Below are 24,931 nucleotides of genomic sequence, written 5' to 3' on the forward strand. Positions count from 1 at the left end.
AGCGAGCTGTTAACCGTTTACTGCTCACCGCTTACAGTTCACTGTTTTTAACCAATGACGCCACGAAGTGGCTGACATCGCTTTAGCGATGGACCAATGACAGCATCTATTTAAAGGACAGCCTTCATGCTCATCCCAGTTATCCTCTCCGGTGGAGCCGGAAGCCGATTATGGCCGCTATCGCGTGAGCTGTATCCTAAGCAGCTGCTCCCCCTGATCGGCCAACAAACCCTCCTGCAAGATACCATCACCCGTCTGGAGGGGATCGATGAGCTGTCCGCCCCGGTGATTGTATGCAATGACGCCCATCGTTTCATGGTAGCTGAACAGATCCGTCTGCTCGGGGTCAACCCGGCAGCAATCATCCTTGAACCCTGCGGACGCAACACCGCACCAGCGGTTGCTGTTGCTGCCTTACACGCTCTGCAACAGGGTGATGACCCGCTGCTGCTCATTTTGCCTGCCGATCATATGATCAAAAATATTGCATCATTTCAACAAGGGGTAGCGACCGCCGTTGACCTCGCCCGGCAGGATAAACTCGTGACCTTTGGTATCGTCCCGGAATGCCCGGAAACCGGGTATGGGTATATTCGCGCGGATCGCGCGTGTCCTTTGTCCTTTGTCCCTGGTCATTTGTTGAAAAACAATGAACTGAATGACGCCGCTCACGGCTCACCGCTTACCGCTTACCCGGTCGCTTCTTTCGTTGAAAAGCCTGATCTGGCAACGGCGCAGCGCTATCTGGACAGTGGCGACTATTACTGGAACAGCGGCATGTTTATGTTCCGTGCGAGCCGGTTTGTTGAAGAGTTGAATAAATACAACCCGGAGATGCTTCAAGCCTGTCAGATGGCCGTTACCGGCATGACTGAAGATCTTGATTTTTTACGTCTGGACACAAACCAGTTCAGTGCCTGTCCGGCAGATTCCATCGATTATGCGGTGATGGAAAAAACCGACAGCGCCGTTGTTATTCCCCTGTCGGCCGGCTGGAGTGACATCGGTTCCTGGTCGGCTTTGTGGGAGGTCCAGCAGCAGGATCAACTGGGCAATGTCAGCTTTGGCGATGTCCTGACTCACGACACCAGAAATTCCTATCTCCACGCCACTCATCGCTTAATTGCAGCGGTTGGCGTTGAGGATCTGATTGTCGTTGAAACAGCGGACGCTGTTCTGGTCGCAAAAAAAGATCAAGTTCAGAATGTCAAAAAAATTGTCGAACAATTAAAGGATAAAGGCCGCAATGAGTTTCTCCTGCACCGCCGCGTTAACCGCCCCTGGGGAGCCTATGAAGGTGTCGATGTCGGAGAGCGTTTCCAGGTCAAGCGCATCACCGTGAATCCCGGAGCCAGCCTGTCGTTGCAGAAACACCACCACCGCGCCGAACACTGGATTGTCGTCAAGGGTACCGCCCGCATCACCTGTGATGACAATGTATTGCTGCTCACAGAAAATCAGTCAACCTACATCCCCCTAGGTGCCGTTCACCGCCTGGAGAACCCCGGCAAAATCCCCCTTGAAATGATTGAAGTCCAATCGGGGAGCTACCTGGGGGATGATGATATTGTGCGTTTTAAAGATGATTATGGGCGGTAGCCCGTAATCATCTTTAAAACGGGTCATTGGTCCATCGCTACGCGATGTCATTTGTCCTTGGTTTGAAATCGTTGAGGAGGGGAGTGGATGGCTGGTAAGGGGTTTGAAAAACTCGAGGTTTACCAATTGTCGGAAAGATTGTCTGACGCAATCTGGGTTTTTGTTGTCAAATGGGATTTCCTTGCTAAAGATACCGTAGGTAAACAATTGATCAGGGCCGCAGACAGCGTTGGTGCAAATATCGCCGAAGGCAGTGGCCGTGGCAGTTATCAGGATAATCGCCGTTTTGTTAAGATTGCTCGCGGTTCATTATACGAAGTTCGACATTGGCTGCGCCGTGCGTATAGCAGGGGCCTGCTCGACCAAAATCAAGTTCAATCAACAAAACCACTATTAGATGAGCTATCCCCAAAATTAAACGCATACCTAAATTCTATAGGCCCTAAAACAAATGACCAAGGACCAAGGACAAATGACACCACGAAGTGGTAGACAAATGACCAAGGACCAAGGACCAAGGATACCACGAAGTGGTAGACAAATGACCAAGGACCAAGGACAAATGATACCACGAAGTGGTAGACAAATGACCAAGGACAAGGGACCTGGGACACCGCGCAGCGGTAGACAAGTGACAGCCTTCAAGGCCTACGATATCCGTGGCCGCGTTCCAGATCAGTTAAACGAAGATATCGCTTACCGTATCGGGCGAGCTTACGCGGAACTGTTTAAACCGGCTTTGACGGTTGTCGGTCGGGATGTGCGCCTGTCGAGTGAACCTCTATGCCAGGCCCTTGCTTGCGGGCTGATGGAGGGTGGCAGCAATGTCGATGATCTTGGCCTGTGCGGCACCGAAGAGGTCTATCACGGCACTGTCTGTCGCAATGCTGATGGCGGTATTATGGTGACCGCGAGTCATAACCCTATCGACTTCAACGGTATGAAACTGGTAAAACGTGATGCGGTGCCGGTCAGTGGTGATAGTGGCCTCGACAGTCTGCGGATCCTGGCGGAAAAAAATAATTTCACTGCGACCAGATCCGTAGGGACGATTCAATCAGTCAGTTGTCGCCAACAATATATCGACAAGCTCCTGTCATTCGTTCATAGGGTAAAAATCAAACCCCTCAAGGTCGTGGTCAATGCCGGTAATGGCTGCGCCGGTCCGGTGCTGGATCAGCTGCAAAAGTACCTGCCGCTACAGATGATCACCATCTGTCACGAACCGGATGGAACCTTCCCGTTCGGTATTCCCAACCCCCTGTTGCCGGAAAATCGCACCATCACCAGCAATGCGGTACGCGCACATGGTGCTGATCTCGGTGTTGCCTGGGATGGGGATTTTGATCGCTGTTTCTTTTTCGATGAAAAAGGCGACTTTATCGAAGGCTACTACCTCGTTGGTTTGCTGGCCACAGTATTGCTTGCTACTGATCCGGGTGGAAAAATCATCCATGATCCACGTCTGACCTGGAACAGTATCGACCAGATCACTGCCGCTGGTGGGGTGCCGATCCAGAGTAAAACCGGCCATGCCTTTATCAAGGAACGGATGCGCCATGAAAACGCCCTGTACGGGGGTGAAATGAGTGCCCACCATTACTTTCGCGATTTTTACTATGCTGACAGCGGAATGATTCCGTTCCTCATTCTTCTCGAATTGCTCAGTACCACCGGTAAACCCCTGTCATCCCTGGTTGAAGAACGCATCGCCAAATATCCGGCCAGCGGTGAAATCAACCGCAGCGTCACCGATACCACCACGGTGATCCAAACGATTCGTCAGCAATATGAACCCGAAGCGGTAGCTACCGATCTTACCGACGGCCTCAGCCTAGATATGGGAGCCTGGCGCTTTAATCTGCGCGAATCCAATACCGAACCCGTTATCCGCCTCAACGTCGAATCCCGTGGAGATATCGCGCTTATGCAGGACAAGACAGCAGAATTGCTGGAGAGGATAGGAAACAGTGAGCAGTGAGCGGTGAGCAGTGAGCAGTAAGCAGTAAGCAGTAAGCAGTAAGCAGTAAGCAGTAAGCAGTAAGCAGTAAGCAGTGAGCAGTGAGCAGTGAGCAGTGAGCAGTGAGCAGTGAGCGGTAAGCAGTTGCCGCTCACTGCTCACCGTTCACGGCTTACGTTTTTCAACCAATGACGCCGCTTTAGGGGCTGACAAGGGGCAAAGACACCGCGAAGCGGTAGAGGTTTAAATATGCCAAACGACATTCGCTGGAAGCAGCGTTTTCAAAATTATCAACGTGCTCTCCAGACCGTCACCGAAGCTGTTGATCTGGCACATCAGCGCCCTTTGACGAAACTGGAACAACAGGGCTTGATCCAGGGATTTGAATTTACCCACGAGCTGGCCTGGAATACGCTGAAAGATTATCTGGAAGATCAGGGTTTCATTAATCTGATTGGTTCTAAAAACGCCACCCGTACCGCCTTTGCCAATGGCCTGATCAAAGACGGTGAAGCCTGGATGGATATGATAAAAACAAGAAACTTGACGTCTCATACCTACAATCTGGAATTGGCTCAGCAAATGATCAACGATATTTTGCAGCGTTTTTACCCCGCCTTCGTTGAAATAGAACAGACTTTCTCTAGTTTGGTTGCTGACAAATGACAACGCGAAGCGATAGACAAATGACAAATGACGACGCGCAGCGGCAGACCAGCTTTGGGCTAAACGAAACCACAATCAATAAAATCAAACAAGTACTCGTTGGTTTTCCTGAGGTAGAACAAGTTAAGATTTATGGGTCACGTGCCAAAGGGAATTATCGGCCCGGTTCTGATATCGATTTAACCCTGTTCGGAGCTCATCTCGATCAACGCCAGTGTGCCGACATCGCTGACCAACTCGATGAGCTGCTTTTGCCCTATACGATTGATTTGTCAGTATTTCACCTTCTTGATCATGCAGATCTGAAAGAACATATCGAACGCGTAGGGAAGGTGTTTTATCAGAGGGAAAGGTGAACAGTGAGCTGTGAGCTGTGAGCAGTCGCCGCTCACGGCTTACTGCTTACCGTTCACGGTCTTTAACAAAGGACGCCGCACAGCGGTTGGTAAATGACTATTATTCAAGCTACAGAAACTGATTCTTCTGCCTGGGACGCTTATGTGCTCGGGCATCCACATGGTAACCCTTACCAGTTGTCTGCATGGAGCAGGGCAATCAGTAGCGCTTATGGGCACAAAGTATATTCCCTGCTCGCGAGTGATCATAATAAAGTTGTTGGCTTGTTACCCCTGATCCACATTAAACATCGGATTTTCGGTAATGCCCTTTTTTCCATGCCTTTTGCCGATTTGGGCGGGATCCTCGCTGATAGTGATCAAGCTGCTTCGGAGCTGATTGCCCACGCTGCAAAGATCGCATCAGCAAACAACATCCCTGCAATCGAACTGCGCCAGAGCAGCGCATTGACCATTAATACCCCCTTTTTTCACCAGAGCGCAGTCAGCGTCAACAAAGTGCGAATGCTGCTGGATCTGCCGGATACCGCCGATGATTTAATGAAAGGTTTTAAGGCCAAACTCCGCAGCCAGATCCGGCGTCCGCAGAAAGATGGTTTGACAACCGTTACCGGTGGTATTGAACTGCTGGATGATTTCTACCGCGTGTTTGCTGAAAACATGCGTGATCTCGGTTCGCCGGTCCATGCCAAACAATTCATCGCCGCGGTCGTCACCGAATTTGCCGACAAGGTGCGGATAATCACCGTCCGCAAGGGCAAGGATGTCTATGCCGCCGGTATCACCCTGGGGTGCGGTAACATTCTTTACAATCCCTGGGCATCATCCTTGCGGCGCCACAGTTCGTCCAGTCCCAATATGTTGCTATACTGGGCAATGCTTGAGTATGCCAGCAATAATGGCTACGCTAAATTCGATTTTGGCCGGTCAACGCCGGGGGAGGGCACCTGGAAATTCAAGCAGCAATGGGGAGCTGTTGAAGTTCCGCTCCACTGGCTGTTACTGACACAGTCGCCGGCGCTCGAAAAGCCGCTGTCACAACAGAAGTCGAAGTTTGATGTCGCCATGCAGCTCTGGCAAAAGATGCCGGTTTCTTTGAGTAAAGTTATCGGTCCCCCTTTGCGGAAATATATCGGGTTATAATCATGCGTATCGGCAGAACCTTACCACCTGCAGCATCACCTATCGGCTGGACCAATTTCGTTTTCGGTCTGCTTGGCCTGGTAAAAGGTCATGCTGCCCGCGATGCATTTGCTGCAGACTTGTCTTTGCACTATAACCAGCGCCACTGCTTCCCGGTTTCCTCCGGCAAGGCCGCCCTGACCCTGATTTTAAAGGCTCTGCATCAGCGTTATCCCGATCGCGACGAAGTCCTTATTCCCGCATTCACCTGCTACTCGGTGCCTTCGGCTATCGCTCGTGCCGGGTTGAAGGTGCGGTTGTGCGATATTGGCGAGAACAGTCTCGATTTTGACTTAAATAAGCTATCGCAACAACTTGATAACAAAAAACTTTTATGTGTTATCCCGACCCATCTGTTCGGTCTGCCGGCAGATATCGCCGCTATACGGTCACTGCTCACTGACCCGCAGGTCACCATTGTTGAAGATGCTGCTCAGGCCATGGGGGGAGAAGTTCAAGGGCAAAAGCTTGGCACATTGGGGGATGTCGGTTTTTTCAGTCTCGGGCGGGGAAAGGCCCTGTCCACGGTCGAAGGAGGCGTCATCCTCACCAGTGACGATGAGCTTGCCGCCTTGATCCGCAGTGAATATGAAACCCTGCCCGAATACCAGCGAACGGAAAAAATCAAGCTGGTGGTGTATGCTGTTGCCCTCAATCTGCTGATGCATCCCTGGCTGTTCTGGTTGCCGAAAAGCCTGCCGTTTTTAAAAATTGGTGAAACCATTTATGACACCGGTTTCAGCATAAAAAAACTCACCGCTTTTCAGGCGGGTCTGGGGCGGCACTGGCGCAACACCCTGGCAACATCAAAACTGATCAGAACGGCCCATGTCGGCGACTGGCAATCAATTTTCACCGGGTCCTTTACAGCCAGTGATCATGGCAAATCGCATCCCCTGATCCGCTTTCCACTGTTTCTGGATAGTCCGCAGCAGGCAGAATTGATGATCCGCCAAAGTGAAGATGCCGGACTTGGTGTTGCCATATCCTACCCTGACGCCATCCATCGCATTCCAGAGATTGCCGATCAGTTCACCGGTCAGGAGTATTTCCAGGCCGTATCTGTAGCTAAGAGGTTAATAACTCTTCCGGTACATCATTATTTAAAAGCTGGCGATCAGGGACGCATTGCTTTACTATGCCAGTCATTGGCCAAAAACAATTAATCTGGACTTATTTGGCGAGGAGAGGTTCATCGTGGGATACGTAATAACTCATGCAGATCTGGGTAAGGATCAGGATTTAATCGTTTCGTTGTGGCAACGTAATTTTGAAGGCTCACCACCCGGTCGCTATGAATGGATATACAATAATAACCCCTATGGTAAACCAACGACTTTTTTGCTTAAAGATGTAGAGTCTGACTCAATTGTAGGATCATATTCCTTATTTCCACGCCGGCTGATGTTGAACGGTCAGTATGTCGATAGCTATATTTGTGGTGATCTTGTCGTTGATACCAAGCACCGTTCCCTGGGTCCGGCCATCATGCTGATCAAGGCCGCACTGAAAAAAAGCGAAGAAGATAAGTGCGTACTATTTGGTTTCCCTAATCATCTCTCCGGTCCGGTTCTGATCATGAGTGGTTTTAAAGATATCAGTCCCCGTTTCAGCATGACAAAAGTATTAAGGGCTGAATATTTACTGAAAAGGCGCATGCCTGCCTTGCTGGCCAGGCTGTTTTCATATCCGCTGGACGGTTTTTTGTTACTCCGGTACGGCTTGTCCAGCGATAGTCGTTACAGATATGAAGCAATAAATTCGTTTGATGAAAGATTTGATGAATTCAATAAGGAAACCATCAACAACTATAAAATAAAAGGTGAGATAAACAGTGATTACCTCAACTGGAGGTTTTGTCAGTCTCCTTACGAAAAATATTCAATCTACACGATGCTGGATAAAAGTGACAATGCATTGAAGGCGTTCATCGTTTACAGCAAAACAGACAACAGAACATCAGTTGTAGATATGGCCATGACAAGCTCCGACTACTCGGAAGCGGACGCACTTTTTTCCTCATTTCATCGTTTTATGAAAAAAGAGGGTATTGAGTCTATCTCTACTGATTATGCCGGCGACAATGCTCTCATGGATAAATTAATCAAAAACGGTTTTTCCGTGCGGTCCAAAGAACTCAAAACGATACTCTACGTGCCCAAAGAAAAAAAAGAGGAGCTTCCGGATATCATGGCCGGCCATTGGTATTTGAGTGCCGCTGACAATGATATTTAAACTGTAGGATTGCTGTTGCCAATAATCAAGAACAAAGAAAGGACATAACATGACTGCCACTGAAAAATTGAAGCATTTCATCGTTACTCAATTGATGACGGATGGAGACCCAAGTCAATTGTCGGAAACCACCCCACTGATAGATTCCGGAATTATTGATTCCCTCGGCATCATGTCATTGCTCGGATTTTTAGAGTCCGACTTTTCCATTGAGGTTTCCGGGGATGATCTGGTCCCTGAAAACTTTGCTTCAATCGCTACAATTAACGGTCTGATCTCCCAGAAATGTGGCCAAAGTTAAGGGGGGAGTGCATGGATTTCGAACTGACCGATGAGCAACGCCTGTGGAAGGACACCATTATCAGTTTCTGTCGTAATGAACTTGTTTACGATCTGAATGACCTTGAGGTGCGGGATGAATTTCCCTGGGATGCCTGGCACAAATGTGCCGAGATGCAGTTGCTGGCCCTTCCGTTTGCCGAAGAATACGGCGGCTGTGAGGCGGATTTCCTGACGACGGTTCTGACCCTTCAATATCTTGGTTATGGCTGTAAAGATGCCGGTTTAGTTCACGCCATTGCCACGCAGATCCTCTGCGGCTTGCAGATTCAACTGTTCGGTAGCGCAGAAATAAAAAAGAAATATCTGCCTTTATTATGCTCAGGTGAAAAAGTTTTTGCCCAGGCTATCACCGAACCCGGTACCGGATCTGATGCCATGGCGATGCGAACCAGGGCCGAAAAATCCGACGCTAATTACCTGCTGTCTGGCAATAAAGTCTTTATCTCCAATGGTCCCATCGCCGATGTTGTGATTGTGTTTGCCGTGACCGATCAGCAAAAAAACACCCTCGGACGCATATCGGCGCTGGTTGTGGACAAAGAGACACCAGGTTTTGACAAGGGCAAGCCCTTTAAAAAAACCGGGTTGAGCAGTCTTAAAAACGGTGAACTGTTTTTTGACAACTGTTCCGTTCCAACTACTCAACTCCTGGGCAGGGAAGGGCAGGGTGCCATCATTTTTAACGATTCAATGGAGTGGGAACGTTGCTTTCTGCCGGCGGCTCATCTGGGGACTCTGGAGCGTATCTTTGAAATATCTGTTAACTACGCCAAGCAGAGAAAAGCCTTCGGTGCTCATATCGGAAGTTATCAGGCCATCGCCCACAAAATTTCGACCATGAAGGTAAATATCGAGCTCGGCAAGGGCATCCTTTATAAATGCGCAACCGCCAAGGATAAGAAAAAACGTGCCCCTCTGGATGCCTCTATCTGCAAACTTTTTATCAGTGAAAGCCTCAAGCAGGCCTGTCTTGATGCTGTACAGATACACGGCGGTTACGGTTTTATGAGCGAATACGAAATCGAAAGAGACCTGCGTGACAGTATCGCGGCAACCATCTACTCGGGAACCTCTGAAATGCAGCATAATATTATCTCGAGGCTGATTGGACTTTAGCCATGGCATCCTGTCTTTTACAACATTATCTGGATGACCAGCTCGACCGGCAACCTGACAAGATCGCTGTGACCGACGGCTCCTCCGGCTTGACTTATCGCCAGCTGTCAATCCACAGTTTGCGCATCACCAACGCTCTTAAACAACGAGAAGTCGCAGCACAGGATCGTGTCGTCATTTTTTTACCGCGATCCATCAACAGTGTGGTGGCAATCCTCGGCGTATTGCAAGCCGACGCTGTTTATCTGCCCCTCGATCACAAAACACCACCAGCTCGAGTCGCCGCTATTTTGCAGGATGCTGTTCCCGCAGCCGTTATCTGCGATAAAACTTCCAGGGAGCCTCTGGAAGCAGCCCTGCACGCAGCGCAGATGTCGTCTGTTGCCATCCTGCAACTTGAAACCGAATTGTCAGAAGACAGACGGACTGATGAGCTGAGGTCGGGTCCTCAGAGCACCAGCAGCAAGCCCTCACCTTTGCATGATTGCGTCAATCAGCCGGACGATCTGGCTTACATTCTCTACACCTCAGGCTCCACTGGTGTTCCCAAAGGGGTCATGATATCCCATGCCAATGTCAAGGCTTACGCCGACTGGGCATGCCGCCGATTCAATATCACGCCGGCCGACAGAATTCTTAGTACGGCGCCATTTCATTTCGACATGTCAACCTTTGACATCTACACCGCCCTCAAGGCCGGAGCAACCCTCTATATTGCCTCGGAGGCCTTGACCCTTTTCCCTCAAAAGCTGGTCAATTTTATTGATCAACATCAGATCACCCTGTGGAAAGGGGTTGCTTCACTGCTCATGTATATGGCCCGAACCGGATGTTTAACCCCCGGCTCCATGCCCCACCTGAAACAGGTATTGTTCGCCGGAGAGACCCTGCCGACAAAATACCTGATCGACTGGATGTCGGTATTTCCTGAAAAAACTTTTTATAATGCTTATGGCCCTACCGAAGCAACCGGTGTTTCCGTCTGTTATCAGATCGACAGCATACCGAGCGGTCCGCAGCAAAACATACCGATCGGAACCGCCCGAGATGATACCGGGATTTTACTGATTGATGACGAGTGCCGCCAGGTTGCGCCCGGAGAAGTCGGAGAATTGTGCATTTCCGGTTCAGGATTAGCCAGAGGCTATTTTAACGATCCGGTTAAAACCGCGCAGTCCTTTACGACCACCGAAAACGGGACGAGAATCTACAAAACCGGTGATCTGGCGCGTTTGGCCGATGACGGAAACCTTGAATTTGTCGGTCGTAAGGATCGTCAGCTTAAATATATGGGGTATCGGATCGAAGCCGCTGACATCGAAAAAGCCCTGCTCGCAATTCCGGGGGTCAGGGATGCTGCCGTTTGCCTGACCGACGCAAATCTGAACGACGGGGTAAAAAAACTGGTCGCCTTCTGGGAAGCCGACGAAGAAATAACCTCGACACACATCCTGGCCGAATTGCGCAGTCGTTTGCCTGTTCACATGGTACCTAAAACACTCATTCCCATTGACCGGATGCCTCGTTGCAGTCGTGGTAAAATCGACTGGAATCTCTTGTCCCGTCAGCTTACGGCAACACCATGATCAGAATGACAGCAGATGAAGTGCAGCAGGCGTTAACCGCCATTCAGGAATGTAAAGAAAATCGCCTGTTTTTCGACTGTCATGTTCACCCCTATGAAGTGATGTTTGATCCCTGCCAATTTGCTTCAGTACCTGATTCACCCGGGCTCTATGTCTGTGGAACGGCCGATTATCAACCGCCCTGTATCGTCGGGACGGACTTCACCGCGCCGGTTTCCTCAGCCGGAAAGAACATGCCCAGGAAATTTCAGATTATGGCGTCAACCCTGGCTGCGCGCCGAATCTACGCCCACACCGGCCCGCGAGTTTTTGCCGACCAGATGCAATTGTGCGGTATCGATAAGCTGTTGATGCTGCCGGTCGCCGCCGCCGATGAACGAGGTGACGCCCATCTGGCTGCAATGATCGAGATGTTCGGCGGCCACAAGGATTTCATGCTCGCCTGTTGTATCGGCAATGATGTTGCCGACGAGGATGTTGTCAAAGAAACCGCAAGACTTGTGACGCTGCACCCGCCGGCAGCAATGAAAATACACCCCAACGTCACTGCCATTAACCCGGCGTTAGCCTCCGGGAAAGAGCGGATTGAACGGTTGCTGGAAGCCGCCGGCAGCAATCATTTGCCGGTCGTGATTCACAGTGGTTTAAGTCCCGAATGTCAGGATCCTCACACAACCGCCTATGGGATATTGTCCAATCTGCAACAGATCAACTGGAATATCACCTCGTATCCGGTCGTTCTGGCCCACTCCGGAAGCTACGGTCATCCTTTGTCCGAGGTGGAAGCCGATATCTTGCCGATCCTGGTGCCACTGCTTGAACGTCACGATCACCTTTATGTCGATACCTCAGGGATCAGCCTGGAGGTATTGCAGCTGCTGCTGAACAATCTTGATCCGGCCCGGATTTTGTTCGGTTCCGACGCTCTGTACGAAAAATCCTGGACCGCCATGGTCAAGCTGTGGGCGGCCCTTGATCGAACCGGAATGACGAAAAATCAAGCTTTTTTACAGATGATCAGTACCAATCCACAAAAAGTGTTCGTCGGTGCCCTTGACACCACAACAATTACAAGGCTTACATTGTAAGTATGACTGATTGGGTAAGGTATGGAAGGAGCACTGTCATGACATCACAATCATTACAGAATGACCGGGTTGAGTGGGTCGATTATGCCAAGGGAATCTGTATTATCGCCGTTGTTACGCTTTACACAGCCGGTGAGGCGCGTGGTGCTTTTGACACCGCCGGGTGGATGCAATACTGGGTCGAATTTGCCAAGCCGTTCCGGATGCCCGACTTCTTTCTGCTCAGCGGCCTGTTTCTGGCCCGTGTGATCAATAAACCCTGGCGCCATTATTTCGACCGCAAAGTCGCGCACTTTCTGTACTTCTATATTCTCTGGAGCGTCATCTATATGATCTATCGGATCAGTATCGGTGAGTTTGCCGGAGAAAGCTTTATCTATATAGCCAAAAGCTTTATCAGCATGACCCTGTTCTGGCCCTTCAGCCAGCTCTGGTTTATCCTGATGTTGCCGATCTTTTTTGTTGCCACCCGGTTGGTCAAGGGCGTGCCTGTGTGGATTGTGTTTCCAATATTGTGCCTGGTGCATTTGTTCCCACCGGTTGATATCCAGATGTCGATGATGCCGGAACAGTTTTTTGAGCGTTTTGTCTTTTTCTATGCAGGTTACGCTTTTGCCAGCCACTTTTTTGCCTACGCCCGCAAGGTGCAGCAGTATCCGTGGATTGCCCTGACGATGCTCGGAGTGTGGATTGCGGTTAACAGCCTGCTGGTGTTCAACGACTTTCTTGAGTACACCATCTTCAGTCTGGTGCTCGGTTTTTACGGCGCCTATGCGGTGATCACTATCGGCGCTCTGCTGCAAAAACTCCCCAACATGGAATGGCTGCAATATCTCGGTGCTAATTCGATTATTATTTTTCTGCCGTTCTATCTGCCGATGAAGCTGATGTCCTATATCATGCAGTCGTTATATTCAAACTATCCACCCGGACTGTTCGCAGTAATCCTTACTGTATTTACACTGCTGGCGTCGGTCTTACTGTATTGGTTGGCACAAAAAGTCAATTCCGGCCTATGGCTGTTACAGCGACCGGCATGGGTAAAACTGGCACCGTGAGATGATATGAAAGAGCTCTACACACACACTGAAGGCCTTGATTCGGCCGTGATCTATCAGGTTGAATCCAGCAGCCAGGTCAAGAATATCTGGCTGGAGATCGAAGCCCAAAGTGACGACGGTTTCTTCAACTCCTGGTTCTGGATGTCGACCTGGCTGGAGATGGTGCTGGGGAAAGCGCCTGTCTACTTGTTTGTCTATCGTCATGACGGCGTTTCTCATTCCTGCTGTCTGCTGACCCTGTGCCCGGCACGCCGGAAAAAAAACCTGGTGCGCACCCTGCAGTTACAAATTAATGAATATCTCGCGCCGGGTTTCGACATGATCAAAGCCTATAATGGTCTGCTGACCCGTAAAGGTTCGGAGCAAAAGGCCTGGCGGATGTTCTTTCAGGCGGCAAAGCGGTTCAATAAGCAATGGGATGAAATTCTGCTGTCGTCATTACTGCCGGCAGATGTAGAACGGGTCAGCAACGTCGATCATGGTTTGGCAGTTGATACTGAAAAGACCGCTTTTGGCTGGGTCAAGGATCTGAATTTGCCTGACACTACAGGGGAAGCTCTTCTGCACACCTGCAAAAAAAAATCAAAAAAACAACTCAAACAGTCACTCAGTGCTTTTGCTGAGCTTTGTAATATTCATTTCGATGCCGCGGCGGATAGAGCCACCGCTATCGAATTTTTTGAGCAGATGCGCGATCTGCATACCCAGCGCTGGCAGGCGGCCGGCGAGGACGGCTCCTTTGCCAATCCTCATTGGACCGACTTTCATACGCGCATGATTAACAATTTTTTTGATGACGGGCTTATTCTGATGTTCAAGGTCAGTTGTGGTGAACTGGTTCTTGGGTATTTGTACGGACATTACTACCGCAACCGCGTCTATATGCAGCAGACAGGCTTTGTCCTGATGGACGATAACAGGCTGCGCCCCGGTTACGTTTCACACTTCGAAGCTATGCGTTACTGCGCCGGTATCGGCGCGCTATCCTATGATCTGCTTCCTGATGGCACCGAAAGCTACAAGAAGTTTTTTGTCGCCCCCGCACCACCGATCAGTCGGATCCTGGTCAAAAGACGCCGCTTTGTATTTCTTATTGAGAAACTGGTTGATTATTTAAAACAACTGACCAGCGCTAGGAATACGCCATCAGCTACAACACCATCGTCAAACGGAGCTGATTGATGATCGCTAAAATGCTCGATATCGCCAGGACAGAGGGGCTTAAGGGGATAACCGTCAGGTTGAAGCACCGATTGTATCTCAAAACCTATATCTACCAGACTGATATACCACCCGGGGATGATCTGCTTGATGGCTATGACTATCAGGCTTTGCTCTTGACGGAAGAGCTGATCGAGCAGTTGATTCGCGAGCATCCAGCGGAATATACCAAAGAAAAAGGACAGCAGTGGTTAAAGACCCTGGCACCGGATGCCACCGACATGGTTTACGTGATGGTCGATGCCAATGGTGAAACCATGAATTACTCGTGTGTTTCTTATGGTGACAACTATGAACCGCGCATGCGTTACAATATCAAAGCTATCCCGCAAAACGTCTATATTTTTGATTGCTATACCTTCGAAAAGCACCGCAACAAGGGGGTGCAGAAGTTTTCAATTCTTTCACTGTTCAACGAAGCCCGAAACAATGGTTGCAAAACCGCTACCTGCATGATTGATGATGGGAATGTTTATTCCGAAAAAGCGTTCATGAAGCTAGGGTTCAAGCGCATCGGTTATATCGCAACCTATCATCTGTTTTTTGGAAAATTAAACAGACGTAAAATCTTTTAAATCCTGGCTGTCGGGCGATTGATGTCAAATTTAACGATCACAGTATGTTCCGGTATGGATCAGTGGCGCGACATGCGCGATGAATGGAACAAGCTTCTGCATGAATCCGCTGTCTCATCCTTTTTTCTTACCTGGGAGTGGCTCTACTCATGGGCGCAGGCCTGTCTGACGACTGAGCGGACAATGTGGGTTCTTTTGCTGCGAGATAAATCCAGACTTGTTGGAATTGCTCCTCTATACCTGACAGTAAATAAGTCCGGTCCGCTGGCGGTCAGGGAGTTGCGCTATATCGGCACACCGGAATCCGGAACTGATTATGTTGATGTGATTTGCGCTAAAGGTTATGAAAAAAAAATAGCAACTGAACTGTTTGATTATCTGACCGGCGACATGGCCGATCAGTGGGATCAACTCACCCTGACTGACATTCGGGCCGACAGTTTGTTCTTGATCCATTTTGAAATGGTTATTGAGGAAAAAGGCAAAGCCAGCACCTTGAATCGCAGTTCGTATTGTCCGGTGATGGAATTGCCTGAATCGGAAGATGCCCTGTATGCTGCGATGTCGTCGGGATGGCGTAAAAAATTCAAGCAGGATGTTCGCGTTGCACAACGCGACTATCAGTTAAACCACCAACAGATCAAAGGTGCCGACGTCGCCGATGGCCTCAACGCCTTCTTTAAACTGTATCAGGACAAGGGCGGCCGATCCGTGCACCCGGTCAAAACCATTATCCAGAACTTGATGGCTAACTATTCAAAGCAAGCGCCATTACAACTGGATACATTGGTCGTTGATGGTACAGACGTGGCGGCGCTTCTCCATTTTGAATACCGCGACACCCTTTATATGTATCTGATGGCGGTCGATAAGGAGTACAATGCCAAAATCAGCTTCGGCAATATCCTGGTCGGGATGGTGTTGATTGATGCCTTGAAGACCGATTGTCGGTATTACGATTTTTTAAAGGGGACAGAGCGCTATAAATTTCATTGGGCCAGCACGGGGTATCGTACGCTGACCTTCCAGTTTCGGCAACGACGCTTCTCTACCGTTAGCCTGTCGTTTCTCGAAACCCATAGACAACTGGCCAAGCTGATTCTGCGATAGAGGGGGCGTGCAGTGAAACTTATCATCACCATCGATACTGAAGAAGACAACTGGGCGCGTTATTCATCTACAGATAATCCGGTCACCAATATCGAAAAGCTCATCCCTCTGCAGCAGATGTTCGACCGGTATCAGATTCGTCCCACCTACCTGATTACTTACCCGGTGGCCACCAGTCCTGAATCGGTCAAGATCCTCAAAGGTTTTCTTAATAACGGGACCTGCGAAATCGGTATGCACTGTCACCCCTGGAATACGCCACCCTTTGAAGAAGAGATCAACGATGTCAACAGTATGCTCTGTAATCTGCCGGAAGATCTGGTTCACAAAAAGCTGACAACACTGCATCAGGTTATTTGTGAAAACTTCGGCATTGTGCCGGTGTCTTTTCGCTCCGGCCGCTGGGGGTTCAGTTCGGCCGTTGCCCGCTCATTGGCCGCTTTGGGCTACAAGGTCGATACCTCCGTTTCGCCCTTTGTTGATTGGAGCGAGTATCACGGTCCCGACTATCGTGATTTTCCTCTGCATCCTTATCGTTTTCATCCGGATGATATTGCAACCCCTTGTGATAATGGCCCCTTGTTACAGGTGCCGGCCACCGTTGGATTTTTGCAGGGTAATTTCAGGCGTTGTCAACAAATCACCAAGGCAATTGAAACACCCATCGGTAGAAAACTGCGTCTTAAAGGATTGCTCTGTCGGGCCAAACTGCTTAACAAGGTGTGGTTGTCACCAGAACATGCAGACGCTAACACTATGATCAAGTTGGCGGAGCAAGTAAGGGGGCAGGGTGTACCGGTGCTGAATATGTCGTTTCATTCAACGACGCTTAAAGCGGGGTTGAGTCCGTTTGTTCGTAGCTCGGATGGTGAAAAGGGTTTTATCAGCTCGATAGAAGATTTTATGATTCATACAAACAACCACTTTTGCACTTCGACGTTATTGAAAGAAACCGTCAGTACTTTATGAGTTAAACTGCCGGGTTAAAGGAGTTTTTCATTTATGCCACGAGTCAGTGTTGTGATTCCTACATACAATCGTGAACATTTGATCAAAGCGGCAATTGAGTCAGTTTTCAACCAGACCTACCGCGATCTTGAAGTCATTGTTTGTGATGATGGCTCAACAGATAAAACAGTTGATGTGGTCAAGTCCATGATAGATAAAGCCCCTTTGCCGTTACGGCTGGAAATCTTGCCTCAAAATCTGGGGGTTTCAGCTGCCAGAAACTGGGGCATTTTTTGTGCACAAGGTGAATTTATTGGTTTTCTGGATTCGGATGACACCTGGAAGCCGAAAAAGCTCGAAAAACAGGTAGCTTTTTTAGATGTAGATTCAAGTTATGTTGGTGTCGGGTGTGCGATATCTCACATCCGAGACGACGGGACTGAAGTTTTTTTAGTTCATCAAGCTCCTGAGTTATCAGAAAACAGCGAACTGTATAAAATAATCAATGAATGCTACATCACTACCTCGTGTTTTTTGGTCAAGAAAAACGCTCTAATTTTTTCCGGTATGTTTGATATTAGGTTGAAAAGCAGTGAAGACCGTGACCTGTGGTGGCGCCTGCCTCGTTTTGGGCGGATAGGCTATATTGATGAGCCGCTCATTAACTACATGATTCATGGAAAAAGTCTTAGTAGTCTACATAGTAGCGCAACCGGTAAAACTTATCTTCCTGCAGTAATGAAAACAGTCTGGTATTGGCGGGATAAATTAACAAAAGAACAGATCCGAGCGATTTTCGCAAAATCATATATTCTGTTTGCCTATGATGCGTCCAGTGCTGGAAACCATCTTGAAGCCATAGGTTATGCGTTTAGGTCAATCACTTATGGCAGAAACATTTTCCAGGCAGTAAAGTTCGTGTTGCAGCAGTCTGTTGCAATCATTAAATCATCTTTGAAAATTACAAAATAATTTGATGGTCTGACACTTGTGTTTATGCCAATGAAAGAATGGTTGTTATTACATGATGTTACGTAACAAAGTGATGTCCGGGTTGCGATGGAGCGCAGGAATGCGCTTGCTCGGGCAGCTTTTTACCTGGTTGGTAACAATTTTTGTTATACGTTTATTAAGCCCTGATGATTACGGCTTGATGGCAATGGCAGGAGTATTTATTAACTTTTTTGGGATGGTAAGTGAAATGGGCTTAGGGGCTGCGATCGTGCAGCGACGCGATCTGACCCAGAAACAGTTGGAGTCTATTTTTGGATTTATTCTGTCGCTCAGTCTGGGTATATCTCTACTGCTGATAACCACTTCTCCACTCATTGCAAAATTTTATGAGGAACCTGAACTTACTCTGATTTTGTCCGTGCTTTCATTGATTTTTTTATTCTCGGGACTTGCTGTAGTCCCAAGATCTCTTATGTTAAAAAACTTACGATATAAAGAAATAGCCACAGTTGAATTCATTAGTGCAATAGCAGGTTCAGTTGTTACTTTAGCAATGGCATTGTTGGGGTTTGGCGTATGGTCTTTGATAGGGGGATATTTAGCAATAAGGATCACAATGCTGATTGCCTCTCACTATGTTCAGCCTTTTTTGTATTTACCTCAATTTAGTTTTGCCGGTATGAAGAAGATTTTTTCTTATTCCAGTCAGATTACATTGTCTAGAATACTTTGGTATTTGTATTTTAGCGCGGCGGGTTCATTAATTATTGGAAAAATGCTCGGTAGTGAGATATTGGGATTTTATACTGTTGGAATTACCCTGGCATTCATGTTGATGGATAAGGTCAGTGGCATTCTCAACCAGGTTGCTTTTCCTGCCTTTTCTTCAATCCAGGACAACCCGTCACTATCAGGCGAGTATCTGATAAAGGCCGTGCGTCTTTTATGCTTTATAACCATCCCTGTTTTTTGGGGGATTTCGTCCCTGTCTTCTGAAATTGTTCATGTTTTTTTAGGTGATAAATGGGCCGCCTCCGTTGTGCCGCTTCAAATTATTTCGCTCATTGTCCCTCTCTGCATGGTCCGAAATCTTTTTCATCCCGTTTTGACCGGACTAGGGCGAGCCGACCTGGACTTGAAAAATGAGATAGTTGGTGTTGTTTTACTACCACTTTCATTTTTAATAGCTGCCAGTTTTGGATTGATTGGCGTCAGTTTAGTTTGGGTGATTGTTTTCCCCATAGTTTTCATTATTAATCTAGAAAACACCAGAAAGGTTTTGGGAATATCCTTTTTTGTTGTTTATCGAGCATTATGGCGTCCAGCTGTTTGTGGTTTTATAATGGTTTCAGCTGTAACAATTACCAAAATTACAATGCTCAATACAGCTTACAATATTCTAAGTATAACGGTATTGGTTTTGATTGGTGTTTTAACATATGCGGTAGCAGCCTTGGTTATTAATCGACTGGTTTTCAATGAAGCCTTAGCTTTGATCAGATCCTAACTTGAGGGATATTTATTCTGATTTTAAGAAAATAACATTATTTATATGAAAATAAATGTTGCTTACGTACTTACACCAATCACTTTTGGTGGGGCAGAAAAAGTCAGCCTTAATTTTTTAAAAGCTGTTGATCGCAATCATTATGACATTACGCCAATTTTATTACTTCGTCCTTGGGAAGAACCACCTTATTTCGCCCGTGAAATTTCTAAGCTTGGCTACAAATATATCACGGTGCCAGTAAGTCTGAAAAAAGGTGGGGATCCCTTACGGGTGCCGCGTGTTGTCTGGCGAATATTTAAACAGCTCAGGGCAAGCCAGTTTGATCTGGTTCACACTCACGGTTATTTTGCCGATATTTGTACCATACCAACGGCTCGACTGCTTGGAATAAAAACCATCTCCACCTGTCATGGTTTCATCTCAAATAACGAAAAATTAAAACTATATAATAAGCTTGATATTTATGCTATAAAAGCAAGTCACAAAGTGATTGCCGTTTCTGAAGGGATTAGAGATCAGCTGCTGTCATCTGGAGTGAAAGAACGTAACGTATCAGTTGTTGCTAATGCGGTTGAGACCGAATTTGATGTCAGCGACATTGCAAACTGGCGTAATGGGAAACGTGCAGAGTTGGGTATTAAGGATCATGAGTTTGTTATCGGTTATCTAGGGAGGCTCAGTTGTGAAAAAGGTGTCAACTTTCTCATTGATGCCGTCTCCAAACTTATTACTGACGGGTTACCGATAACAATGCTGATCGTCGGTGAAGGCGACGAAAGAGCAGTGTTGGAGCAACAAGTTTTGCAATATGGTATAGGTGATAAGGTGATTTTTGCCGGTTTTCAAACCGACACGTTGAACTGGCTCGCGGCTTTTGATCTGTTCGCCTTGCCGTCATTGACTGAAGGTACACCCATGGCGTTGTTAGAGGCAATGGCAATGGGTGTTCCGGTTGTAGCCAGTAACGTGGGGGGTGTACCCAATGTTATAGAAGATCATTGTAGTGGCATGTTAGTTATGCCGGCTTCTGTTGAAGAGCTAAAGGAAAAAATAAGGCTAATTTATGATGATAAAAACTTAAGAAGAAATCTAGCCAGCTCTGCCAAAACCGTCATAGTTGATAAGTATGGCATTGAGAATTGGTACAAAAAAATATCATGTGTGTATATTTCATGAATCTGAAAGCAGGGGCATTATGAGGGCAATCAGAGTTCTTCAACTTCGATGGAAGGAGCTGTCCTTAAAGGATTTTATCCTTTATTTGAAGAGTACAGTTTATTTGAATGATCCTTATCTAGTTTACATGTTTGATCTTTCAATTGTTGATAAATTTGAAGTGAAGGAAATAGAAGGTGTCCAGATAGAAAAGGGAACTACCGAAGAATTAGATCACACTATATCTAAAATGAAAGATTGCCCATGGGAGTTCCGATGTCACCTACATGATAATGTCAAAGATTTTTTTGTAGCAAAAGATTTATCAGGCATTCAGCACATCAGTTGGATTTATTCAAAGGGTGACCATAACAGACTCCTTATTCTTGATGATGATGAGATTGAACTAAAACACGGTTTCACTTTGCCGGATGCTAGGGGAAGGGGGATTTCTCCAAATGTTATTAATTTTATTAAAAATGATGTCAAATTAAGAGGAATTACACGAATCTTTATTACTGTTCATCCAGAAAACAAGTCTTCAATAAAGAGTCTAGAAAAGGCAGGTTTTTATCATGTTGGTAAGTTGCGTTTTTTAAAAATACTCGGAATTGCCTGTTCACAGCGTTTTCGTACCAATCAAATACAAGACGTTAAAGGATGAAAATAATAATTGCAACGGACAAAATTCCAGTGATTTCAATTCAATCATAAGCCATTTTGCGAAGTTTAGAATGTCTATTGCCAGTGTCGTATAATGTTTGCAGCAACAGAAAGTTGCCTTGTCTCTGATGTTCCCACATATCGGTCGACTTTTTCTCCGACCGAAGAGACTCTTGCCAGCTTCCTTGAAAAAAACGTTATCTTAAACGTGTACTGGTTGAAAAACAGGATAACAAAATACATCCCCGGTAATCTTTCAGCGTCCCGCTAGCGCTCACTGTTTATATTAAGGTAGGGTTGATTTGGTAGTATAAGGTATTGTTGTTTTGTGAAGATTTATTAGTATTTATAATCTATCAATTTTTAAACTGGTACTCTATGAGGTCACTTAAAGTTCTAATATTTCGATGGAAAGAGCTGTCTCTAAGGGAGTTTTTCTTCTTCCTGAAAAGCACAGTTTATTTGAATGATCCGTATTTGGTATACATGTTTGATCTTTCAAATATTGATAAGCTAGAGGTGAAAGAAATTGAGGATATTCAGATAGAAAAAGGAAATACACAAGAATTAAATCAGTCCATATCCAACCTGAAAAATTGTCCATGGGAATTCAGGTGTCATCTATATGATAAAGTGACAGAGTTTTTTGTAGCTAAAGATTTCTCGGGCATACAGCATATCAGTTGGATATATTCTAAAGGAGATCACAACAGGCTTTTATCTCTGGAACCCACCGATATTGAGATAAAGCACTGTTATACAAGCCCAACTGTTCGTGGAAAAGGGATATACCCGAACGTTATTAATACAATAAAAAATGAAATGAAGAATCAGGGTAAAAAACGTGTTTTTATGAGTGTTTATCCTGAGAATGTTGCTTCAATCAGAGGCATTGTAAAAGCTGGGTTTTGCTTAGTAGGAAAAGTACGTGTTGTTAAAGTTTTAGGTATCCAATGTTCTCTCAGACTTGAAACTAAGAAAATATCAGAATCGCAAACACCTGTAAATTGAGCGCATATTTTGAATATATTGGTGACCAACGCGAAAAACCGTATCGCATATAACATTGTCAAAAGTCTTGCTGCCAGAGGGCACCGTGTTTATTGCGCCGATTTCGTTCCACGTGCGATGTCGAACTACTCACGTTACACCACAGGTAGTTTTTTATATCCTTCCCCCTTCAGCCAGCAGGAAGAGTTTATTGAATGTTTGCTGGCTAAAATTCATGAACTCAAGATTGATGTTTTGATTCCGGTCTTTGAAGAGTTGTTTCTTATAGCAAAATATAAAGAGAGATTTGCAGAACATGTCAAACTCGCAATACCCGATTACGTGCAGATTTTGACAACTCATAACAAAGATCAGTGGGAGCCTGTTGCCAGGCAGCTAAACATCCCCGTGCCGGAAACATTTTCAGTAGATCAATTATTGACTGACCCTTTATTAATAAAGCAGTTTGTATTTCCGGTATTACTCAAGCCTAAACAGGGTGGTGGTGGTTGGGGGATAGGTGAGATTGATACAGTGGATGAGTTGACCAACATTATTACGACGGGCAACTTTCAGGGCAACGATCTGGGTCGTTTCATCCTTCAGCAAAAAATTCAGGGCGAAACCATCTGTGTCGCCATGGTGTTCAACCACGGAAAATTACGCGGAAAGACAACATATCGCCAGATTCGCGAGTATCCGCCATTTAGTGGTCAGGCAACCTGTCGAGTTAGCCTTTCCAACAAGATGGCAGAAGAATATCTGGAAAAATTGTTGGAACATCTTGGCTGGCATGGTGTCTGCCAGGTGGATTTTGTCGTCGAAACGCAAACGGGCATACCTTATCTCATAGATATCAATCCGCGCTTCTGGGGCTCCCTGGCGCAGGGGATTGCCTCCGGGGTTGATTTTCCCCACTTGGTTTGTGAAATTGCCGCCCACGGCGATGTGCAGCAGGTTGAAGATTTTAAAGAGGGTGTCCAAACTCGGTGGCTTGGTGGCGAATTGAGAGGATTTTATCAGCATTTAGCTAAGGCTGAAAAAAAAGGGGTTTTTCTTCGTGATTTCTTTTGGCCTGTAACTCACGCCGAATGTTTCGATGATTTCAGTTTGGCTGATCCGCGACCTTTTTTGGCCTGGTGCAGAGATTCGCTGTATCGTTTGGTTAAATTTAGGGGAAACGCGCCGCATGAATCTTTAGAGGGGATTTGGCAATGAATACAATAATCTGGTTTGTTGCTTTAATTGCCCCTTTGTGCATTCTTCTACTATATTTGACCATATCAACTCTTTACCTTTTGTTGTTGGCCGTTTCTTTTTTTATCACCAAAGAACGAAAAACCGGAAGTGACGAACCGATTAACCGATTCGCAGTATTGGTGCCCGCCCACAATGAAGAGCTATTAATAGGCACCCTCTGTAAGAGCCTGCTCGATGTTGATTATCCTAAAGATTATTATGTTGTTCACGTTATTGCCGACAATTGTACCGACAGTACGGCAGATATTGCCACAACACATGGCGTACAAGTGTTGGAACGGTGTGACCCGACCAATGCAGGCAAGGGCCAGGCTCTTGCCTGGGTGTTGCAACAGATAGATCTAGATCAGTTCGATGCCGTGTTTATTGTTGATGCTGACAACTATGTTGACGGCAACATTTTGATTGAACTGAACAGACTGATTAACGCAGGTGAACAGGCCATTCAATGTTACAACGCGGTCGGTAATCGTGCGGATAGCTGGTTTACCGAGTTATTGTATGTGTCGCGAACTATCGGCAACCAATTGTATCATGAAGCCAAATATCGACTTGGTTTTTCATCGTACCTGATGGGGAATGGCCTCTGCTTCAGGGCCGACCTGCTCAAGCAGAAAGGTTGGACCGCTTTTTCCGCAGGTGAAGACTGGGAGTATTATGCCCAGCTCGTAGAGTCGGGGGTGATGATTGCTTTTGCCGCCAACGCCAAAGTGTTTCACCAGGAATCAAAATCCCTCAATCAGGCCACCAGCCAGCGGCTACGTTGGTCGAGTGGGCGATTCCATGTTGCACGTACTTTGGGCGTGCCGTTGTTGGTAAAGGGCCTGCGTGAAAAAAACTGGCGAGTGGTAGATGCCTCTTTTCCGTTGTTGTTTCCCAATTATTCACTATTGATCAATCTGACCCTGACAGGCTTTATCGTCTCATTGCTTTTGCCGTTATCGGGCTATAAATCGTTATTGCTCATCTCTTTTGCGGTCCTGGTGTTGGGGCAGTTTTTATTGTTTGTTGCTGGCGCCGTCATTGCTGGATCTCCTTTTAAAACCTTTAGGGCTACAGTTTATGTGCCATTTTTCCTCGTGTGGAAGGCGGTTATTGATCTACTCTGTATTACAGGTTTGTACCGCGGGAAAAAATGGGTGAGAACAAAACGTCATTAAATGTGTTTGTGAATGCATTCAATATTTTGAGATGAGTATTTTTTATGCTGGAAAAAGCTTATAAAATATTAGGTTATGCACGTGGATATCTTTTAAGAAGAAAAATAAAAATAAACGGATATGTTCGCAGTGAAGGTAAGACTTTTGTAGCGAATTCAGGTGGAATTATCGAGGCAGGTAACAGAACTTGTTTG

General features: G+C 46.8%; 24 protein-coding genes. All 24 read left to right on the top strand.

Going from position 1 to position 24,931, the window contains the following annotated elements:
• Positions 1-126: 126 nt before the first annotated feature.
• The 24 genes from AC1931_RS01795 to AC1931_RS01910 all read left to right on the top strand — a co-directional run bounded on the left by AC1931_RS01795 (position 127) and on the right by AC1931_RS01910 (position 24,737).
• On the top strand, positions 127-1,599 hold the full coding sequence (locus tag AC1931_RS01795; RefSeq protein ID WP_483875513.1) for a mannose-1-phosphate guanylyltransferase/mannose-6-phosphate isomerase: 1,473 nt from the start codon (positions 127-129) through the stop codon (positions 1,597-1,599).
• Positions 1,600-1,686: 87 nt separating this feature from the next.
• Positions 1,687-2,091 carry a four helix bundle protein gene (locus AC1931_RS01800; protein ID WP_483875514.1) on the top strand — a complete coding sequence of 135 codons (405 nt, stop codon included), beginning with the start codon at positions 1,687-1,689 and terminating at the stop codon, positions 2,089-2,091.
• Between the two features lie 70 nt (positions 2,092-2,161).
• Entirely contained in the window at positions 2,162-3,580 is a 1,419-nt protein-coding gene (locus AC1931_RS01805; protein ID WP_483875515.1) for a phosphohexomutase domain-containing protein, read from the top strand.
• 228 nt (positions 3,581-3,808) lie between these two features.
• Positions 3,809-4,225 carry a nucleotidyltransferase substrate binding protein gene (locus AC1931_RS01810; RefSeq protein ID WP_483875516.1) on the top strand — a complete coding sequence of 139 codons (417 nt, stop codon included), beginning with the start codon at positions 3,809-3,811 and terminating at the stop codon, positions 4,223-4,225.
• A gap of 20 nt (positions 4,226-4,245) precedes the next feature.
• Positions 4,246-4,581, top strand: coding sequence for a nucleotidyltransferase domain-containing protein (locus AC1931_RS01815; RefSeq protein WP_483875517.1), 336 nt, complete (start codon positions 4,246-4,248; stop codon positions 4,579-4,581).
• A 93-nt stretch (positions 4,582-4,674) separates the two neighbouring features.
• Positions 4,675-5,724 carry a FemAB family XrtA/PEP-CTERM system-associated protein gene (locus tag AC1931_RS01820; RefSeq protein ID WP_483875518.1) on the top strand — a complete coding sequence of 350 codons (1,050 nt, stop codon included), beginning with the start codon at positions 4,675-4,677 and terminating at the stop codon, positions 5,722-5,724.
• A gap of 2 nt (positions 5,725-5,726) precedes the next feature.
• A complete protein-coding gene (locus AC1931_RS01825) occupies positions 5,727-6,929 on the top strand; it encodes a DegT/DnrJ/EryC1/StrS family aminotransferase (RefSeq protein WP_483875519.1) in 1,203 nt (400 codons plus the stop codon).
• Positions 6,930-6,960: 31 nt separating this feature from the next.
• Positions 6,961-7,998 carry a GNAT family N-acetyltransferase gene (locus AC1931_RS01830; RefSeq protein ID WP_483875520.1) on the top strand — a complete coding sequence of 346 codons (1,038 nt, stop codon included), beginning with the start codon at positions 6,961-6,963 and terminating at the stop codon, positions 7,996-7,998.
• 49 nt (positions 7,999-8,047) lie between these two features.
• Positions 8,048-8,299 carry an acyl carrier protein gene (locus tag AC1931_RS01835; protein WP_483875521.1) on the top strand — a complete coding sequence of 84 codons (252 nt, stop codon included), beginning with the start codon at positions 8,048-8,050 and terminating at the stop codon, positions 8,297-8,299.
• Between the two features lie 11 nt (positions 8,300-8,310).
• On the top strand, positions 8,311-9,456 hold the full coding sequence (locus tag AC1931_RS01840; RefSeq protein ID WP_483875522.1) for an acyl-CoA dehydrogenase family protein: 1,146 nt from the start codon (positions 8,311-8,313) through the stop codon (positions 9,454-9,456).
• Between the two features lie 2 nt (positions 9,457-9,458).
• Positions 9,459-11,042, top strand: a complete 1,584-nt coding sequence (locus AC1931_RS01845; protein ID WP_483875523.1) for an amino acid adenylation domain-containing protein — start codon at positions 9,459-9,461, stop codon at positions 11,040-11,042.
• Positions 11,039-12,130, top strand: a complete 1,092-nt coding sequence (locus tag AC1931_RS01850) for an amidohydrolase family protein (RefSeq protein WP_483875524.1) — start codon at positions 11,039-11,041, stop codon at positions 12,128-12,130. Before AC1931_RS01845 ends, AC1931_RS01850 begins: the two co-directional genes overlap by 4 nt.
• A gap of 38 nt (positions 12,131-12,168) precedes the next feature.
• Positions 12,169-13,188, top strand: a complete 1,020-nt coding sequence (locus AC1931_RS01855; RefSeq protein ID WP_483875525.1) for an acyltransferase family protein — start codon at positions 12,169-12,171, stop codon at positions 13,186-13,188.
• 6 nt (positions 13,189-13,194) lie between these two features.
• Complete coding sequence (locus tag AC1931_RS01860) at positions 13,195-14,373, top strand: GNAT family N-acetyltransferase (protein WP_483875526.1); 1,179 nt, start codon at positions 13,195-13,197, stop codon at positions 14,371-14,373.
• The gene (locus tag AC1931_RS01865) at positions 14,373-14,987 is read left to right on the top strand and encodes an N-acetyltransferase family protein (RefSeq protein WP_483875527.1); all 615 of its coding nucleotides are present in this window, start codon (positions 14,373-14,375) and stop codon (positions 14,985-14,987) included. The genes AC1931_RS01860 and AC1931_RS01865 overlap by 1 nt, the downstream gene beginning before the upstream one ends.
• Before the next feature lie 21 nt (positions 14,988-15,008).
• Complete coding sequence (locus AC1931_RS01870; protein ID WP_483875528.1) at positions 15,009-16,097, top strand: GNAT family N-acetyltransferase; 1,089 nt, start codon at positions 15,009-15,011, stop codon at positions 16,095-16,097.
• Between the two features lie 12 nt (positions 16,098-16,109).
• Positions 16,110-17,066, top strand: a complete 957-nt coding sequence (locus AC1931_RS01875) for a polysaccharide deacetylase family protein (protein WP_483875529.1) — start codon at positions 16,110-16,112, stop codon at positions 17,064-17,066.
• Positions 17,067-17,099: 33 nt separating this feature from the next.
• Positions 17,100-18,017 (top strand): glycosyltransferase family 2 protein, encoded by a 918-nt coding sequence (locus AC1931_RS01880; RefSeq protein WP_483875530.1) that lies wholly within the window; start codon positions 17,100-17,102, stop codon positions 18,015-18,017.
• Positions 18,018-18,069: 52 nt separating this feature from the next.
• Positions 18,070-19,506 carry a lipopolysaccharide biosynthesis protein gene (locus tag AC1931_RS01885; protein ID WP_483875531.1) on the top strand — a complete coding sequence of 479 codons (1,437 nt, stop codon included), beginning with the start codon at positions 18,070-18,072 and terminating at the stop codon, positions 19,504-19,506.
• 45 nt (positions 19,507-19,551) lie between these two features.
• A complete protein-coding gene (locus AC1931_RS01890) occupies positions 19,552-20,685 on the top strand; it encodes a glycosyltransferase (protein WP_483875532.1) in 1,134 nt (377 codons plus the stop codon).
• Between the two features lie 103 nt (positions 20,686-20,788).
• Positions 20,789-21,328, top strand: coding sequence for a GNAT family N-acetyltransferase (locus tag AC1931_RS01895; RefSeq protein ID WP_483875533.1), 540 nt, complete (start codon positions 20,789-20,791; stop codon positions 21,326-21,328).
• A gap of 485 nt (positions 21,329-21,813) precedes the next feature.
• Complete coding sequence (locus AC1931_RS01900; RefSeq protein WP_483875534.1) at positions 21,814-22,338, top strand: GNAT family N-acetyltransferase; 525 nt, start codon at positions 21,814-21,816, stop codon at positions 22,336-22,338.
• A 9-nt stretch (positions 22,339-22,347) separates the two neighbouring features.
• A complete protein-coding gene (locus AC1931_RS01905) occupies positions 22,348-23,535 on the top strand; it encodes a carboxylate--amine ligase (protein WP_483875535.1) in 1,188 nt (395 codons plus the stop codon).
• Positions 23,532-24,737, top strand: coding sequence for a glycosyltransferase family 2 protein (locus AC1931_RS01910; RefSeq protein ID WP_483876156.1), 1,206 nt, complete (start codon positions 23,532-23,534; stop codon positions 24,735-24,737). The genes AC1931_RS01905 and AC1931_RS01910 overlap by 4 nt, the downstream gene beginning before the upstream one ends.
• Positions 24,738-24,931: the final 194 nt, after the last annotated feature.

The sequence above is a fragment of the Pelovirga sp. C15f genome, assembly GCF_057178085.1.